Genomic DNA, 18,300 nt, shown 5'->3' with positions numbered 1-18,300 from the left:
CTATAAAATTGTTGAAAAGGGTAGTTTATATACGCCGGCTATGGTCAAATATGCCCCCTTGAAAGATGACACAAGCAATAATTTGGAGTTTGGGAATGAATATACCCTTAATCATCAATATTGTGGTTTTTGTCGGGTTAATATTTTTACTCGCCCAAACACGTAAAACGGACTGGAGCTTATCAAAAAAAGTTCTGGCTGGCTTAATTCTAGGTGTGGTGTTTGGCTTAGGACTACATTTGATTTATGGCGGTGGCCATCCGATTCTTGCTGAATCTATTAGCTGGTTTAATATCGTTGGAAATGGCTATGTAAAACTTTTACAAATGGTTGTTATGCCTTTGGTATTTGTGTCTATTTTGGGAGCGGTTGCAAAATTACACCAAGCATCGTCTTTAGGCAAAATCAGTTTTTACACGATTGGTACTTTACTATTTACAACACTGATTGCTGCGCTCGTAGGGGTATTTGTTACTAACCTGTTTGGCTTAACGGCAAAAGGCTTGGTGCAAGGTGCTGCTGAAACTGCACGCTTAACTGCCATTAATACAGATTATGTAGGCAAAGTTACCGATTTAAGTGTGCCGCAATTTATTCTTTCCTTTATTCCAAGTAATCCATTTGCTGAATTAACTGGTGCCAACCCAACTTCAATTATTAGTGTGGTTATCTTTGCCGTGTTCTTAGGTATAGCAGCACTCAACCTAATGAAAGATGATGAAGAAAAAGGTCAGCGTATTTTAACTGCAATCCAGACTTTACAGTCTTGGGTAATGAAGCTTGTTCGTTTAGTGATGACGCTTACACCTTATGGTGTTTTTGCACTCATGACCAAAGTTGTGGCAAGTTCTAACGTAGCAGATATCTTAAACTTAGGCGGTTTCTTGGTGGCGTCTTATTTAGGCTTGGCGATTATGTTTGTCGTACATGCCATTATTTTGACGCTTACAGGTGTTTCTCCACTTAAATTCTTTAAGAAAGTTGCTCCAGTTTTAACGTTTGCATTTACCAGCCGTTCAAGCGCTGCAAGCATTCCACTGAGCATTGAAGCACAAACTCGTCGTTTAGGTATTCCTGAATCTATTGCAAGTTTCTCTGCTTCATTTGGTGCGACAATTGGCCAAAATGGTTGTGCTGGTTTATATCCAGCAATGCTAGCGGTAATGGTTGCACCAACGATGGGAATTAACACGCTAGACCCAATGTGGATTGCATCGTTAGTCGGTATTGTGACTTTAAGTTCAATTGGTGTGGCTGGAGTAGGTGGCGGTGCGACTTTTGCTGCACTGATCGTACTTCCTGCAATGGGCTTACCTGTAACCTTGGTTGCACTTCTTATTTCAATTGAACCATTAATTGATATGGGACGTACTGCGTTAAACGTAAATGGTTCAATGACTGCGGGTGTTGTTACCAGTCAATTTATGGGCCAGACAGATAAAGAAATATTAAACAGTGAAGATGAAATTGAACTAACACATCATTAATAAACTGTAAGAGACGGCTCAATCTCATTGGATTGGGTCGTTTTTTTATGTGTGAATGATTGCTGTAATGCTAATTTTTAAAAATCTGTGTCTGTTTATATTTAAAAAAATTGAAGACAATGAATTAATTTAAAAGAGTTGAATATCATGAAAATGTATCAAGTCGATGCTTTTACAAAAGAGTTATTTCGTGGAAATCCCGCCGCTGTGGTTGTTGAAAAAGAATGGCTAGATGCAGATTTAATGCAGAAGATAGCATTTGAAAATAACTTGTCTGAAACTGCTTTTGTCAAAATCATAGACTCTGAAAATTATGAAATCCGTTGGTTTACTCCAACAGTTGAAGCTGATTTTTGTGGGCATGCCACCCTTGCCAGTGCTTTTGTAATATTTAAAGATTTTACTAAGAAAAAGACGATTAATTTTCATGTCCGAAACTTAGGGCTTTTTGTGGTTCATCAAGATGAAGACGGCAAAATTAGAATGAATTTTCCAATTTGTAAAGCTCATCAAGTTGAAGATTATCCGGCTATTTTACGTCAAGCTTTAAGCAAACCTTTTAAAGCGGTTTATCAAAATCCTTATGCCTATGTCATTGAATATGAGTCAGTTCAAGATGTATTAGATGAACAGCCCGACATGAATTTGCTAAAAAAATTAGGTAAGTTACGTACTGCTGTTACAGCAAATGATGTGGATGTTGCAATAACATCAAAAGCCGAACAGCAATATGATTGTGTCTCTCGCTATTTTGCACCTGTCGCGGGTATTGATGAAGACCCCGTAACAGGTTCAATTCATACTGCTATAGCACCGTTATGGGCAGAAAAGCTTGGGAAAAATAATATTGTGGCTTATCAGGCTTCTAGTCGTGGAGGTATTTTATATTGCAATATTCTGTCTAAAGAACGTATTGAAATTTCAGGATATGGGAAACTTTATATGCAAGCTGAAATTTTTCTTTAAAATATAAGGCCGTTTAAATAAACGGCTTTTTTTTCAAAACTTTACTATGAAAGTCAGCTTAAATTTCCTACTATAGTCCCACAACTATTGATTTTTTATTATTCAAATTAATTGGTATTTATATGTTTATGCAGTTTAAACAACTGACTCTCTCCCTATGTATTCTTAGTTTAAGTGCTGCGTCTTGGGCACAAACCACACTAGTAAAAAGCAAGCAAAATATTGAGGAATATAAATTAGATAATGGTTTTCGGATTGTACTTGCACCGAATGACAAAGAAAATAAAATCTTTATTAATACCATTTATTTAACAGGTTCATTAAATGATCCGCAAGGCAAAAGTGGCTTAGCTCACTTGCTTGAACACTTGGCTTTTAAGGGGACAAAGAATGTTAAAGGGGAAGAATTCCAGCGTCGTTTAGATCAATATACATTGATGACGAATGCGAGTACGGATTATTATTCAACCAAATATACCAATATTGTTCGTCCAGAAAAAACTGCACTCAATGAAGTGTTGTACCTTGAATCTGAGCGTATGGATAAATTGGTTCTACAAGAAAAATTTGTTCCTTCTGAAATTGAAATCGTAAAACGCGAACGTGAAGTTCGTATGGATCAGCCTTTTGCTGTTTTAATGGACCAAATGTGGAAATCAGCTTATGGCAATCAATATTTAGGTCGTTTACCGATTGGTGATTTGCCTGAGCTTAAATCTATTAAAATGCCGGAACTAGACCGTTTTTATCGTAGCTGGTATGCACCGAATAATGCAGTCATGGTTGTTTCGGGTAAATTCGATAAAACAGATGTCTTAAAAACAATTGATCAATATTTTAGTCCAATCGCGGCACGAGAAGTTCCGAAGGCTGTACAGATTCCTGTACTCGACTCTACAAAAATAAAAAATCGTCAGTTCGTGGTGAAAAAGGGCAGTGATCTGGCGAAGTTCCATATTTATATGAATGGAAAAAACACCAAAATTCAGCCGACACTAGCGTTAGCTCCTTTGTTATATACCATGCAACCAAGTGGTCATTTATATCAGAACATGGTTGAAACAGGCATTACCACAAATGTTGATGCGAGTACGTGGTTAGACCAAGATTTTAATGTGGTATTTCTAGGCGCTATTTATGCACCAAGTAATGACCCTAAAAAAGTTGAAAGCTCTTTGCTAGCGGGTATTGAAAAAGGAAAGCCTTTTACTGAAGTGGAATTAAATCGTGTTAAGAGTTTAATGAAAACTCAAGGCGACTTAATCACTAAAGATGCGGTAGCACTTGGTTCACGTTTGAGTGATTACACGGTCGCTGGTGGGCAATGGGATCAGTATTTTAAAGATTTAGATTCGGTAAAAAACGTTAAGCTAGATGAAGTAAATCAAACTTTAAAACAGTTCCTTGTTGCTGAGCATCGTATTGACGGTGATATTTTGCCAACACCTGAAGACCAGAAGAAAGCTCAACAACAAAACTCAAAAGATGCGCCTAAAACCTTAGATCAGGTGGAAGCAAAGGCTGAGCCTTTAAAAGATCCGAAGGCGTATCAACAAGAAGTCGCTGAGTTTTTAAAAACTTCTAAGCAATATGTTGAAAGCAATGAGAAAAAGATTATTCGTGGAAAGCTGAAAAATGGAATGAAGTATGCTTTATTCCCAGTTGAAACACGCGATGATCGTACTTATGCCACAATTACGATGGACTTCGGAACAGAGAAATCTTTATTTAACAAAGGTACAGTAGTCGATTTAACCTCATATTTATTACTACGTGGTTCTGATAAATACAGTTTGCAAGATATTGCCGATAAGTCGATTGATGCGGGTGGGGCCGCTTATGCGAGCGCTGATGGTAATGGCATGACCATTAATATTCAGTCTAAATCAGAAAAATTTGATGAATTCTTTAAGTTTGCTCTCGATGTGATGAAAAATCCAAAATTTGAGCAATCTCAATTTGATTTGATTAAATCGCAGAGCTTATCTAGTTTAGATCGTCCGTATACTGAGCCGGATGTTGTAGCAGGTTTAACACTTTCCCGTTTACTTGAAGAATATCAACCGGGAGATTTGCGTTACCACTTTGAACCAGAGTTGGCAAAGCAGCAATTGAAAAGTGCTACTCAAGAACAAGTGAAAGAGTTGTACGAGCGTTTCTTTGCTATGAACCACGCCCAGATTGCGATTACGGGTGGATTTGATCCGAAAAAAATGCAGAAATTACTTAATCAGGAATTTGGTCGTTGGAACGGTAAACAACCTTATCAAAAAATCTTGATTGATCATGTTGATTTTCCAGCTCAGCAAGTTCATGTTTTATCTGAGCAGCGCGAATTTGGTAGCTATCAAAGCGTGCTTTCACTGCCAGTTGGGAAAAACCATCCAGATGCATCTGCTTTAATTTTACTTAACTATATTTTAGGTGAGTCTCAAATTTCATCACGTTTGGCCCAAGAGCTTCGTGAGAAAAATGCATTGGTTTATGGTTTTGGAAGTGGGTTACAGCTTGATCGCGATACTAACGTAGGTGCTTTAAGTATTAGCGCTAATTATACTTCGGGCCGCTCAGCGCAGGTTTCTGCATCAATACATAAAGTATTGAATGACTTGTTGAAAAATGGTGTGACAGAGCAAGAGCTTGAAGCTGCAAAAGCAGATATCATGAAGAAACGCGTTACGGCATTAGAAGATGAACGTAATATTCATGGAATGTTAAATCTCCAGCTTGAGTCAGGTAAAACATTAATGGACCGTGTAAAACACGATCAAAATCTGACTAAACTGACTGTTGCTGATGTAAATGCAGCAATTAAAAAATATATTAAACCTGAACATTTAGTTGAGGTAATGGCTGATCAATATGGTCAGGCAGCAAAAAAATAAAGTCTTCTTTTAAATAAAAAGCCACTCAATTGTGGCTTTTTATTTGGGTATTTAAATCATTTTAATGATCATGTTTATGCGCGTGAAAATCTTCATTTTTACGGAAACGTAAATAATTTTCGAACTGTTCACAATATTCATCGAAATTATCTTCAAGCATCATTTGAAATTGTTGCACAAGATAAGACATGACCTGATCTTTAGCATCACGCATTTCATCGCCATCTTTAAAGTTATTTGCCGCTACCCATGTGTTAAAACGGGCGCTAGCAAATAACATTGCTGCACTCACTTGACCACGCAGCTCGGCTGGATCTGGTTTTTCACCTTTTGGCGGGCGACAAAAATCATTGGCTTGTTTAATGAATTCATCCGCACGCTCAAAGAAAACCGCATTTAAAGCTTCTTCTTCAGTAACATCTGTTGCATTGATCTTTTGAGACATGACTTATTCCCGCAAAAATAGAGTTGCTTATTATAGGCAAAGCCTTGCGGAAACAAAACCTTTGCCTTAGTCTGTAAATAGCCTAAGTATCGGGAGGTTTAATATGCAAGATGCAATTGCTATTCAAAGTTTAAAAACGGATATTGCTTTATTACGACAGCATATTTTCCCGCCTCAATATTTAGAACATGTGGAAGGGCTGCCAATCTATTATGGTTTACAACAAGAAGTCGAAATCTATTACCAACAATGGCAAGGCCTAATTGAAAGGGCACAAGAACTTTTTCAACCCTTTATGGAAGATGAGTTACCAGATGCCATTCATTTGCCAAGTCATTTAAATTTACCCTTGTTCTTTTTTCATGTAGACCGAATTCGGATTAATAAAACACGTGCGAAAGAGTCTAAAACTTTCCGTGGTGTTGCAAGTCTTATTGAAAAATGTGGGCAGTTCGAAACAGACCAGATTTTTACGATGCAAGAATGGTTGCAGAGCGATGATACTGCTGCACTGGTGGCTCATCGTGAGTTTATCGATTTAAGAACCTATGTATTCCAACATGGCCAAAGTGAATATACCCGTTCACGTTTTTATACCAATGGTATTGTGTTAGGAGTTGAGCCGCATTTTAAATTAGTCGATGCCCGTGATAAGCCAAGAAAGCAACGTAGTGATAGCTATAATGACCCGTTAGCAGATAATGGTGTATGGAAAGTATTTGGTAAGTATAGATAAAAAGTCGCTGCACGTTTACAGCGACTTTTTATAAATTACCAGAAAGTTTCAGCCTGACTAAAAGTTTGTAAAGCTTTGGCGGACCGCTTTTGTAAGTGAGGCTGTTTGGCTTTTACCCAGCCTAATGCAAACCAGAAAGACGAGTCATTTTCGACAGCTTTATTAAAAATACCTTCAGCAATAAACAAATCGTTATATTGACCTAAAGTATTTTGTACAGGTTGTAGCTGTTTTAAATATTGCTGTACTTTTTTGTCAGAATAAAGACTCGAAATAAACTCAACACAATAGCGTAACTGCTTAGCCGTCTTGCGTATTTTATGCTGCTGGGTGACTTCAAGCTCAGAGAAATGTTCAGCATTGCTGATCACTTTATGATGTAGCTTATCTAAACTCTTTTTAATATATTTTTTTAACCCACCTGTTTTGTTCTTTGAATCTTCTTCTGAATACGCAAATGCTAATAAATCGAGTAATAGTTTAATCGTGTCCGAAGATGTAAAGAGTATTGAGAGCTCTTTTAATGGCTGTGCCGAAACGGGTAGTAAAAGCTCAGGTGAGCCATGTTGCTTAATGATTGGTAACACCTCGGTGCGAATAGCATCTTCATCACGAGTGTCTCCAAGCTGGCGGAAAAGCTCAGCAATTTGTTCTTCCCAAAGAGGATTTACCTCGTTTGACCAGCTAGAAAAATGTTTAAGTGCGCTACGTAAACGGCGCAAACTTACACGTGCCTGATGAATATGTTCAGCTTCGGCAACGCCATCGGCAATTGCAGCCATATTCGGTAAGAATTGTCCTAAACAGTTTTCTATAATCTTTTTGAGGGCCTGTTCAGCATTAATATCTTTATTTAATGTTAGCGCTTTGGCATGAACAGCGGGTGAAGCCGCTTGCCCCAGCGCTAATAAATTACCACGCTCGGCTTTACTTCTTACATCGAGCCAAAGGGTATAACGATTAATCCATTGCTGTGCAAACTGAATAAGTGTTTTAACTGCGCCTTGCTTAAGTTCAAATTCAACTTCGCAAATTATGCTTTGAGCGGTTGCAGTTTTTACGACACCGTCATCAAGGCAAACTTCAATCGCTGTATTGTCTGCTTCAAACACATGATAAGTACGCTGTACATCCGTTTCAAATTGCAAACTTAATTTATTAGCTTCTTTGCCTAGGGCTGTATTAAGTAAATCAGTCACTACTTTATTGTCTTGATATAATTCAAGGTTTAAATCAGGTTCTTGGTCACATTTGCCTAAAAAAACTTCTTCTTCAACACGGTGTAAATGGCTTTGACCAGCAGCTTTAAATGTTTGGACCCAAAGATCATTTTCTTTACGCAAACGTAGTGCCATGCCATTTTTTGCGAGTAAGCGATCGGGGGTGTCGTAATATTTTGCCTGTAGCTGAATCTGCTGTGCTTTATGCTTTTTTAAGTATTGCTGAACAGATTTTTTCTTCGATTCAGGTAACTGAAACTTAAGCTCAACTTCAACCATAATGTATCTCCCTGAATCAGTTATTTAAACTATCTTGAATGAGTATAATAGCTTAGTACTAAAAGTAATGGTTTTGATAGAGAAAGTTACAATCAAACATATGACGCCAAGCTTTTATTTCGGTGTACAATCAGGTGACGTTTTGATCAAATAAAAATCAGGAAGATGATCGTGAATGCACCCATAAACTTTAATCATGAAGCTCAGCCAGAGTTTGAATTACCAATTAAAAATTATCAGGAATTTTATCGTTTTTACTTAACCGAACACCGTAACATCATGAGCAGACGCTTACATGTGGTGGGTAGTAGCATTGGTATATACTTTTTTTCTAAAGCCATTCGTAAAAAACAAGCCAAATATGTACTCTATGGTTTGGTAGCGGGTTACGCAAACGCTTGGGTTGGACATTTTGTGTTTGAAAAAAATAAACCTGCGAGTTTTAAACAACCTTTCTATAGCTTTATTTCTGATTGGCGAATGTTGTCTGATGTTGCACGTGGTCGTTTGAGTTTGACTGATCGCAAACACGATAAGATTCCGAGTTAATTTTTTATTTCTATTCTTAATATACCGATTGGTACTGGTAAGCCCATATCAATCGGTACTTATGATGACCTATAAATCCGTTATACTAGCGAAGTTTTTTAAAGCAAGAGTAGAGTATGCGCGGTTTATATCTGATTACCAACGATGACCCAATCCAATTATTATTAGAAAAACTAGATGTCGCGCTCGCAACTAAACAGGTCGCAATTTTACAGTACCGCCGTAAAAAAATAGAAAAATCCAACCAACCTGTTGAAGTTGAACAGATCAAACTTTTATGTGAAAAATATCAGGTTCCTTTTGTGATTAATGATGACCTAGAACTGGCTGCTCAGTTTGGTTTAGGTGTACATTTAGGGCAAAGTGACGGTGAAATTACCGATGCAAAATCTCAGTTACCACAAAATGTCATTATCGGTCGTACTTGCTTGAACTCTCTAGAGCTTGCCCAAAAGGCGATTGCAGATGGTGCAACTTATATTGCATTTGGTGCTGTCTATGCGACCTCTACAAAACCTGAAGCAGGTAATGTGGGTATTGAAGTGATTAAGCAGGCAGCAGCTCAATATGATCTACCGATTTGTGCTATTGGCGGCTTAACTGTTGAAAACTCAAAACCTGTGATTGAGGCTGGGGCTGACCTGTGTGCCGTCATTAGTGATATATTAGGCCGATCAACTGCTGAAATTCCTGCCCGTGTACAGGCGTGGGCACAATTATTTTCTTAAGCTTTCAAAATTATTTTTTAGATATTTAAGACGAGCATTTCCATGAGTTTATCTCCAAAGCAAGAACAGTTATTTAAACAAGCCAGCAAACACATTCCAGGTGGTGTGAACTCTCCGGTACGTGCCTTTAATGGCGTTGGAGGAACACCTGTTTTCATCGAGAAAGCGAAAGGTGCATATTTGTGGGATGTTGATGGTAAGCGCTATGTTGACTATGTTGGTTCGTGGGGACCAATGATTTTGGGCCATGCTCATCCAGAAATTATTAAAGCAGTACAAACAGCCGCAGAAGATGGTTTAAGTTTTGGTGCACCGACCGTACACGAAACAACGTTGGCAGATATTATCTGTGAAATCATGCCATCAATTGAATTGGTACGTATGACGAACTCTGGTACAGAAGCGACCATGACGGCTATTCGTTTAGCGCGTGGTTATACTGGCCGTGACAAAATTGTGAAGTTTGAAGGTTGCTACCATGGGCATTCTGACTCGCTGTTAGTAAAAGCAGGTTCGGGCTTACTCACTTTAGGTGAAGGTGAACCGACTTCAAAAGGTGTTCCGGTTGACTTTGCTAAACACACTTTAACGCTGCCTTACAACGATATTGCTGCATTAAAAGAGTGCTTTGCTAAGTTTGGTCATGAAATTGCGGGTGTAATCATTGAACCTGTCGCAGGTAATATGAATATGGTGAAACCAATTGACGGTTTCTTACAAGCCATTCGTGATGTGTGTGATGAATATAAATCTGTCTTTATTATTGATGAAGTCATGACAGGTTTCCGTGTTGCATTAGGTGGTGCTCAATCAGTTTATAATGTAAAACCTGACTTAACGACTTTGGGTAAAATTATTGGTGCTGGCTTACCAGTAGGTGCATTTGGCGGTAAACGCGAAATCATGGAATGTATCGCACCTTTAGGTGGCGTATACCAAGCAGGTACTTTATCTGGGAATCCACTCGCTATGCGTGCTGGTATTGAGATGTTCAAACATTTGCGTCAACCAGACTTTTACAGCAACTTATCAGCTCAACTTGAAAACTTACTTGCAGGTTTACAAGCAGCAGCTGATGAAGCGGGTATTCCATTTAAAACTCAGCAAGCTGGGGCAATGTTCGGATTGTATTTTACCGATCAAGAAGACATTACAAGCTTCGACTCTATGTTGGCATGTGATATTGAAGCTTTCAAAAAGTTCTTCCATGGTATGTTAAAGCGTGGTGTAAACTTAGCACCGTCAGCATTTGAAGCAGGCTTTATTTCATCTGCTCATTCTGATGAAGATATCGAATATACGATTCAGGCTGCAAAAGAAACATTCGCTGAAATGAAGTAAGCAAAAAGGCCCGTTTAAAACGGGCTTTTTAATTTGAGCTATTTTTTATTTGTAGAGAACAATGTTTTATCCTTTACCTCGAAAAATCCAATTAGCAGCAAATACTTCAAATTGGTCAATTGAGTCTACGCAAAGTATTTTGCTCATGATTGGACTAAATGAACTTAAAGTTTTACCGAATTGGGCAGGGCAGCCATTAGCCGATCATTTAGAATTGCTAAGTAAAAGAGCGCAGGCGCTCGAAATTCCAGTCATTTTTATTGATGCATCTCTGCTTCAACAAACCATGTTGCAGTTAGGGCAGCAACTATCAGCAAATAGTAAAGCCCAAGTTGTGATGGCAGGCAATTTGTCACCTCTTTTTAAACAGGTCATGCAGCTTGTTTTATCTATTACCGATTATGTAGCTATTGTAAATGATGCGATCTTGGCGGCGAATCTAGAGCAGCATATTCAATGGGTTGAAAAGATCAGTTTTGACCATATAAAACATTTAAATACACAGAGCTTAATGCGCTTATGGTCTTTAAGTGCACCGTCTGAATATATTTTGTCGGATAAAGGAATTTTATTGGCGATTGCTGAACAGGTTGGGCGACATCCTATGGAAATTCACCCTGAAATTGATCTAAGAAACTACGGATTAAATCAATCTGCTGTGAATTATCTAGTCGACCTATGGCGTGCGAATGGTGCGAGCTTGAGCACTGAAGAGGTGATGCAAGCACCTACCATGCAACATATTATGCAGTTATTGAAGCATTGACTCACCATAGACCCAACGTGCGCCATAATATTTGCAAATTATGCTGTTAATTTACCCGAACGGCATTGTAATTCGGACGTAAGCTTTTTATTATTGCCCGCTTGTTTTTCATCTTGCCTTGGGAATACAACTTTGAGTGATTTTCTAAGTGAACATCTGATCTATCGTGATGATGATTTTATGGTGATTCATAAACCTTCGGACATCTTGAGTGTTCCTGGTAAGGGTGATTTACATGATAGCGTTTTGACAAGGTTGGTTGCGATTGAACCTAAAACTTTGCTCATTCATCGTCTAGACCGAGATACTTCAGGTATTTTAGTATTTGGATTATCGAAGCGCGGTCAAAGTGCGATTGCACGTCAATTCCAAGACCGTCAAACTTCAAAAATATATGAAGCGCTTGTCGCAGGTCATTTAGAGGGTGAGGGAACTGTAGATATTCCTGTTATTTATGACCCAAGCCGACCACCTTTACATATTGTCGACGCTTCTCACAACAAACCTGCTTTAACACATTGGCAGGCAGTAGAACATTTTCAGATTCAGGGGCAACCTGTAACTCGTGTGAAATTAACACCAATTACGGGTCGATCCCATCAACTCCGTGTACACATGCAATATCTTGGGCATCCAATTGTAGGCGACACGCTGTATGCAACACCGGAGCAGCAACTTGTTCCGCGTTTATGTTTGCATGCCAAACAGTTAAGTTTTAATCATCCTGTCACAGCAGAAACATTAACTTTTGACTGTCCTGTACCGTTTTAATGTAAAAATTTTAATGCGTGATTTTTTGTAGCAAAGTCATTTAATTGGTTTTTGCTTCAAAATTTTGCTTTAAAGACTACATAAAAAGATGCAAAAATAAGCTAATTTGCATCGTACAATATGTAGTGCGAACTTGAGAGAAAGGTGGAAAAATTGCAGCAGTATGCTATTGGTCAACGTTGGCTATCAGACACAGAAACTGAACTCGGTTTAGGTGTACTTATTGATGTAGATGAAAGATCTGTCAGCATTTTATTCCCCAAAAGTGATGAAACACGTGTATATGCACGTAATAACGCTCCACTATCTCGTATCATCTTTAACACAAATGATGAAGTTCAAGATCAAGAAGGCAAGAAGTGGATTGTTGAATCTGTTGAAGACCGACATGGCGTTTTGCGTTACAACGTTGTTCGTACATTAGAAAATGGCGAGCAAGATCGTAAAGCGTTGAACGAAACACGTATCGGTGCGCAAATTCAGTTGTCGAAACCTTTAGATCGTTTGCTTGCAAGTCAGGTCGACTATAAAGAGTGGTATGACCTGCGTATTGAAGCGATGCTTATGCAAGCACAAATGCAGAATAGCCCTCTACGCGGTATGATTGGTGCGCGAGTTGGTTTAATTCCGCATCAGCTTTATATCGCACACGAAGTTGGTAAACGTTTTGCACCTCGTGTTTTACTTGCCGATGAAGTGGGCTTGGGTAAAACAATTGAAGCTGGCTTAATTATCCACCAACAGCTTAAAACCGGTCGCTCAGAACGAATTCTTATTTTAGTCCCTGATTCTCTACAGTATCAGTGGATGATTGAAATGCGCCGTCGTTTTAACTTGCAATTCTCTCTGTTTGATTTAACACGTACCGCATCTATTAAAGAACATGACCCAGAACTTAACCCGTTCTTGACTGAGCAATGCATTATTGCCAGCGTTGATTTAATGGTTGACCATGATGATTTGCGCGAGCAAGCCATCGAAGCTGGGTTTGATTTGCTCGTGGTTGATGAAGCACATCATTTGATGTGGAGCGAAGAAGAAGGCGGTAATGACCGCTACGATTTAATTGAAGAGCTCGCTGAAAATACGGCTGGGGTGTTATTGCTTACTGCAACACCTGAACAGTTGGGTGTAGAAAGTCATTTCGCACGTTTACGTTTACTTGATCCGCAGCGTTTTAGTAGTTTAGAGCGCTTCTTAGATGAAGAAACTCAGTACCAGCAGACTGCAAAAATTGCTGAAGTGCTGATGTCTGATCAACCTTTAGCTCCTGAGCATTTATCTGCTTTAGAGGGCTTGTTAGGTCACAGTATTGAAGACCAACCTGACCAACGCTTTAGAGCAATTCACGAATTATTAGACCGTCACGGTACGGGTCGTATTTTATTCCGTAATACGCGTGAAGCAATTCAAGGCTTCCCAGGGCGTGATTGTCAGCCAGCACCATTACCAGCACCAGAAGATTGGTCAAAAGATGGAAAACTGCGTGAGCAAATGTGGCCAGAAGAAGCACACCTTGATGGTTCATGGATGCAAAATGACCCACGTGTGTTATGGGTAATGGAAGTTCTGCGCAAAGATCTCAAGCATAAAAAAGTGCTTTTAATTGCGCGTAGTGGGCCAGTTGTTGAAGCTTTAGAAAATGTGTTACGTTTGCATGCAGGCATCCGTACTGCCATGTTCCATGAAGGCATGAGCTTACTTGAACGTGACCAAGCGGCAGCTTATTTTGCTGAAGAAAGCTATGGTGCACAAATTCTACTGTGTTCGGAAATTGGTTCGGAAGGCCGTAATTTCCAATTTGCCAGTGATCTAATTTTATTTGATCTGCCAGCTAATCCAGATGTTTTAGAACAACGTATCGGGCGTCTAGACCGTATTGGTCAAGAAAACCGAATCCAGATTCATGTGCCATATCTTGTGGGAACAGCTCAAGAGCGTATGTTCCGTTGGTACAATGAAGCACTTAATATTTTCAGCAATATTTCGCCAACAGCACAAACGTTGCAAGAAAACTTTATTGTTGAATTAAAAGACTGTTTGCTTGCAGACCAAGGTCAAACATTTGAAGATTTGCTTGAAGAAGTGAATGTTCAACGTCAAGCTTTAGAAGCTGAACTTCAAGCAGGCCGAGATCGTTTACTTGAATATAACTCATGTCGTCCAATCGTGGCGCAAGAGATTGTTCAGGCCTTAGAAGATTATGATGACAACACAACGCTCCCAATGTTTGTGAAGCGTTTCATGTCATCAACCAATATCGACTTTGATGAGCAAAGTAACGGTACTGTGATTATTCGTCCAACAGACCAGATGCAAGTACAGGGTTTGGCGTTAGACGAAGAGGGCATGACAGCAACGTTCTATCGCGATCAAGCACAGCTTCGTGAAGATGCTCAATATTTAACTTTAGAGCATCCATTCATTGAAAGTGTAATGGAAATGATCCGTACACAATCATTTGGTAGTACCAATGTTGCTGTACTCAAATCTAATGCGTTAAAGCAGGGTTCAGTATTAATTGAAGTGTGGTTTAAAGTCGATGTGGTGGCGCCTAAGGCGTTGAATCTACCATCGAGCTTACCTAAGCAATTAATTCGTGTACTGTTAAGCGAAAATGGTCAAGATTTGTCTGAGAAAATTGATCCGACTATCTTAAAACCATATTTACACCATTTAGATGGCAATAGCTGTCGTCAGGTGGTTAAAGCTCGCCGTGATATCATTGAGGAACGTTATAAACAAGCGTTAGATATCGCAAAAGTTGATTTGCCACAGCTTCAGCAGCAAGCAAAAGAACACTATGGTAATAAATGGCAATATGAAATTGACCGTTTAACCTATTTAAAACAGTTCAACCCAAGTATTCGTCAAGATGAAATTGAACGCTTACAAAAGTTGCAAAAAGAAGGTTTGAGCTTGCTGGATGGTTTAACTGTTACACCAGAAGCAATTCAAGTATTAGTTGTGGTTAAGCCATAATTAATTCTAAATAAAAAAGCGCCTAGAGGGCGCTTTTTTTATAGATCGATTTTGAATTAGATGAGACCAGCATCTTTTAGTTCTAATTTTAAATATGCATAAAAAATTGGAGCCGCGATTAAACCGCCTAAGCCAAAAATTGACTCAAATACCAGCATTGCCAATAAAATCTCCCATGCATTTGCATTGATTTTATGGCCAATAATTTTAGCGTTAACAAAATATTCAAGTTTATGAACCAGAACGAGATAAAGTAATGCTGCTCCTGCTAGTCCGAGTGAAACAGTAAGAGCGGCAATGAACGTTAATGTGTTGGAAATAAGATTACCTAAAATTGGAATCAGTCCAAACATAAAGGTCAAAATAGTGAGGGTTTTAGCAAAAGGTAGGTGGACTCCCCAAAGCGGTAACAAAATAAAAGCGAATAAAATAAAGAGCAGGGTATTAATGGCTGAAATTTGTATTTGTGCAAAAACAACGTTTTTAAATGAAATTGATAATTTTTGAATGCGTTGAATCAGAAGAGATTTAAAAACTGGCTGGGGCCTACGGTGGTGAAAACCATGTATAGCGACCAAAATACCGATAATGAGGCCCATCACCATAGTCACGAAGTTATGCAAAATATCTGAACTGGCATTTTTTAATGTGGTCACGTTATTCTTCATAAATGCAAAGATTTCGTCTTTTAAATCTGTAACGCTATCGGGAATATAACCCGGAAGATATTTGCTAATTTCAGCTTGTAAATGCAGTAGGGTTTGATCAACTTTTGTATTAATACTATGTAATCCGACGCCTTTTAAATCATATACAACAAAGCTAATCAGACTCGTAATGAAAAAACCAATAAGTGAAATAGTGACAATACTTAGTAAAATACTAATAAAAATACGGGCTCTTTGACCATCAATATAACGTTCTACAACCGAGCTTAAGCTAATAATAATTTCATAAATAAGAAAGCCTGCAAAAAAACTTGCTAATAGGTGTAATGGGATAACCGAAAGCAAAAAGATGCCCATAAGAATGTAGCTTGCAATCAGGCTTTGACGATTATTCAAATTTTGCATGTTGATCCCTGAGATCGTTGGGAATATAGGAGAAAGAAAAAATGGGGTAATTATTTATACTCTCGCAAGCTATTCGCTTCAATCGATGAATTATATTTTTATTGGAAAATAGAGGAGTTAGATGTAAAAATGGCCTGTTCATCAACAAGCCATTCATTAGATAATTTTAACGAATTTTTGCTTCATCCAAATGACGTGCACCCTCTAAAATCATTCGAATCATAATCATGGTCTGTTCGGCAAGTTCTGACCTTTGCTCAATAGGAAGGTCAATCGCTTTTGCTCCCATGTGAAATACAAGTTGAGTAATTGCTTTTGCAACAAGTTCAGGGTGGTAGAGATGATTGTTATTTAAGCGTTCTAGCCGAATTAAATCTTCTTGTAGCTCTTGTTGAAAAAAGTTTAATTGACGTTCAACTGCAGCTTTATAAGAGGCAGAGCCTGTAAAGCCTTCACGTAATAATAAACTTAAGTTACCCTCATCAGCATCGAGCTGCTGAAGAAAAATATCGACAGAACTACGAATAATACTTTCTTGTAGGGATGCGCGTAGGCGAGCGTGGCGAATAATTTTACGTAAGACAATACCAGCTCGGTCAATTAAAGAAATCGCTAACTCATCAATATCTTTAAAATGGCGATAGAAACTATTTGGCGCAATTCCGGCCTCTCGTGCTACTTCACGTAAACTTAATGAAGCAATACTTTTTTGTGGACCAATAAGATTCAGAGCAGCCTGAAAAAGTTCTTCTTTAGTAATTGTCGCTTTTCTTCCTACAGAACGCGTAGCTGTTTTAATTTCAATGACATCTTGTTGTCGAGATGTGTCATTCAGGCTCTGAGAAAGTGAAGATTGGGTCATGCTGTTCAATATATTTATAAACTGTCAGGATTATAGCCTTAAGAAGGTGAACTTGTGAAATTGTAATTAAAAGTACAGGTGTATATACAAATATATATACATGTGTATAATAATTAAAAAAGAGCGATAGAGCCTCCAGCTATGCACGTAATCGAAAAGAGAAATTCTCTATTCAATTCATTGACACAAGCCATCTTTGATAGAGATACGGCTAACTTCTGGCTACAAAAAGTTAATCCTTTATGGTCCGTAAAACATGGACTTGTTCAAATTGTAAAAAAAGAATTTGTGGCTCATGACATGGTGAGCCTGACGCTAAAATGCAACCGTTTAGTAAAAATGGGTGTTGCTGGTCAGCATCATCCTGTCATTGTCGAAATCGCAGGTCGTCGTTATGAACGTACTTATAGTTTGACGCAAATTGACGAACAACATTTACGTTTAACGATTAAAAAAGTGACTGATGGTATTGTCAGTAACTGGTTTATGACTGAAAGCCAAATTGGCGATGTTTTTGAGCTTGGTCAACCTTATGGCGACATGCAACAAAATATCAAAACGCCAAAATTAATTATGCTGGCTGCGGGTAGTGGTATTACCCCAATGTTGAGCTTAATCACTGCAATTAAACAGAGTCAGCAGTTAGATAAAGTTCAAGTACAACTTCTATATTGGGTAAAACAGCGTTCTGATGTCGCTTTTATTGAATATTTTGAACAAGTTGCACAGCAATTCCCAAATTTTAGTTATCAGATTTTTTATACACAAGAAACACCAAATGATGAGCGTTTAAATGCAGAGCATTTAGCATTAGTAGACGATTTAGAAAACAGCACCGTATATGCGTGTGGGCCTTCAGGTTTTGTGTCGACAGTGGAACAGCTTTTTGAAAAAGCACCGACTGTATTAACAGAAGCTTTTAGCCTAACTCGTGATAGTACGGCTGAAGTTGGTTATGTAAATGTCACATTAACCCAGTCTAATAAGGTCATTGCAATTCCAAAAGGCGAATCAATTTTGGTGAGTCTGGAACATGAAGGCCTTAAGCCAACACATGGTTGCCGTATGGGAATTTGTAATAAGTGCGTTTGTAGTAAAGCCCAAGGGTCTACACGTAACTTACTTAATGGTAGCGAAAATACCGAACCAAGCCAATTACTCAAAATTTGTGTGAACTCCGCACAATCTGATCTAGTTATTGATCTTTAAG

Annotated in this window: 15 protein-coding genes; 11 read left to right on the top strand and 4 right to left on the bottom strand. The window is 38.5% G+C overall.

The genetic code is table 11. From position 1 onward, the window contains the following. Positions 1-95 precede the first annotated feature (95 nt). The 3 genes from RMB13_RS10650 (at position 96) to RMB13_RS10640 (ending at position 5,338) form a co-directional block, all read left to right on the top strand. Positions 96-1,487 (top strand): L-cystine transporter, encoded by a 1,392-nt coding sequence (locus tag RMB13_RS10650; protein ID WP_004643616.1) that lies wholly within the window; start codon positions 96-98, stop codon positions 1,485-1,487. A 147-nt stretch (positions 1,488-1,634) separates the two neighbouring features. Then, entirely contained in the window at positions 1,635-2,453 is an 819-nt protein-coding gene (locus RMB13_RS10645) for a PhzF family phenazine biosynthesis protein (protein ID WP_311085228.1), read from the top strand. Positions 2,454-2,575: 122 nt separating this feature from the next. Beyond that, positions 2,576-5,338, top strand: a complete 2,763-nt coding sequence (locus tag RMB13_RS10640) for a pitrilysin family protein (protein WP_311085227.1) — start codon at positions 2,576-2,578, stop codon at positions 5,336-5,338. A 61-nt stretch (positions 5,339-5,399) separates the two neighbouring features. Here RMB13_RS10640 and RMB13_RS10635 read toward each other — a convergent pair whose 3' ends face one another. Next, a complete protein-coding gene (locus tag RMB13_RS10635; RefSeq protein WP_004643612.1) occupies positions 5,400-5,783 on the bottom strand; it encodes a DUF3144 domain-containing protein in 384 nt (127 codons plus the stop codon). A gap of 103 nt (positions 5,784-5,886) precedes the next feature. On the opposite strand from RMB13_RS10635, the gene RMB13_RS10630 reads away from it, so the two are divergent. Next, entirely contained in the window at positions 5,887-6,519 is a 633-nt protein-coding gene (locus RMB13_RS10630; protein WP_003650404.1) for a hypothetical protein, read from the top strand. A 35-nt stretch (positions 6,520-6,554) separates the two neighbouring features. Here RMB13_RS10630 and RMB13_RS10625 read toward each other — a convergent pair whose 3' ends face one another. Next, positions 6,555-8,018 (bottom strand): CHAD domain-containing protein, encoded by a 1,464-nt coding sequence (locus RMB13_RS10625; protein WP_311085226.1) that lies wholly within the window; start codon positions 8,016-8,018, stop codon positions 6,555-6,557. A gap of 165 nt (positions 8,019-8,183) precedes the next feature. Here RMB13_RS10625 and RMB13_RS10620 point away from each other — a divergent pair, with 165 nt between their 5' ends. The 6 genes from RMB13_RS10620 (at position 8,184) to rapA (ending at position 15,155) form a co-directional block, all read left to right on the top strand. After that, on the top strand, positions 8,184-8,567 hold the full coding sequence (locus RMB13_RS10620; protein ID WP_017390055.1) for a DUF962 domain-containing protein: 384 nt from the start codon (positions 8,184-8,186) through the stop codon (positions 8,565-8,567). A 116-nt stretch (positions 8,568-8,683) separates the two neighbouring features. Then, positions 8,684-9,295 carry a thiamine phosphate synthase gene (thiE, locus tag RMB13_RS10615; protein WP_311085225.1) on the top strand — a complete coding sequence of 204 codons (612 nt, stop codon included), beginning with the start codon at positions 8,684-8,686 and terminating at the stop codon, positions 9,293-9,295. Positions 9,296-9,337: 42 nt separating this feature from the next. Beyond that, on the top strand, positions 9,338-10,636 hold the full coding sequence (gene hemL / locus RMB13_RS10610) for a glutamate-1-semialdehyde 2,1-aminomutase (protein WP_311085224.1): 1,299 nt from the start codon (positions 9,338-9,340) through the stop codon (positions 10,634-10,636). A 61-nt stretch (positions 10,637-10,697) separates the two neighbouring features. Further along, complete coding sequence (locus RMB13_RS10605; protein ID WP_311085223.1) at positions 10,698-11,402, top strand: acyl carrier protein; 705 nt, start codon at positions 10,698-10,700, stop codon at positions 11,400-11,402. Positions 11,403-11,534: 132 nt separating this feature from the next. Beyond that, positions 11,535-12,173, top strand: a complete 639-nt coding sequence (locus RMB13_RS10600; protein ID WP_111854438.1) for an RluA family pseudouridine synthase — start codon at positions 11,535-11,537, stop codon at positions 12,171-12,173. A 144-nt stretch (positions 12,174-12,317) separates the two neighbouring features. Then, positions 12,318-15,155, top strand: coding sequence for an RNA polymerase-associated protein RapA (rapA, locus tag RMB13_RS10595; protein WP_132068862.1), 2,838 nt, complete (start codon positions 12,318-12,320; stop codon positions 15,153-15,155). 56 nt (positions 15,156-15,211) lie between these two features. Here the strand turns inward: rapA and RMB13_RS10590 are convergent, their stop codons facing one another. Both RMB13_RS10590 and fabR read right to left on the bottom strand, forming a co-directional pair. Next, entirely contained in the window at positions 15,212-16,228 is a 1,017-nt protein-coding gene (locus RMB13_RS10590) for an AI-2E family transporter (protein WP_005038990.1), read from the bottom strand. Between the two features lie 166 nt (positions 16,229-16,394). After that, positions 16,395-17,090, bottom strand: a complete 696-nt coding sequence (gene fabR / locus RMB13_RS10585) for an HTH-type transcriptional repressor FabR (protein ID WP_005038992.1) — start codon at positions 17,088-17,090, stop codon at positions 16,395-16,397. A gap of 141 nt (positions 17,091-17,231) precedes the next feature. Between fabR and RMB13_RS10580 the strand changes: the two genes are divergently transcribed. Further along, positions 17,232-18,299, top strand: a complete 1,068-nt coding sequence (locus RMB13_RS10580) for a ferredoxin reductase (RefSeq protein WP_311085222.1) — start codon at positions 17,232-17,234, stop codon at positions 18,297-18,299. Position 18,300: the final 1 nt, after the last annotated feature.

It is taken from the genome of Acinetobacter sp. V102_4, from assembly GCF_031799005.1.
Lineage (GTDB): Bacteria > Pseudomonadota > Gammaproteobacteria > Pseudomonadales > Moraxellaceae > Acinetobacter > Acinetobacter calcoaceticus.
This window is presented reverse-complemented; position numbering and strand designations above follow the sequence as displayed.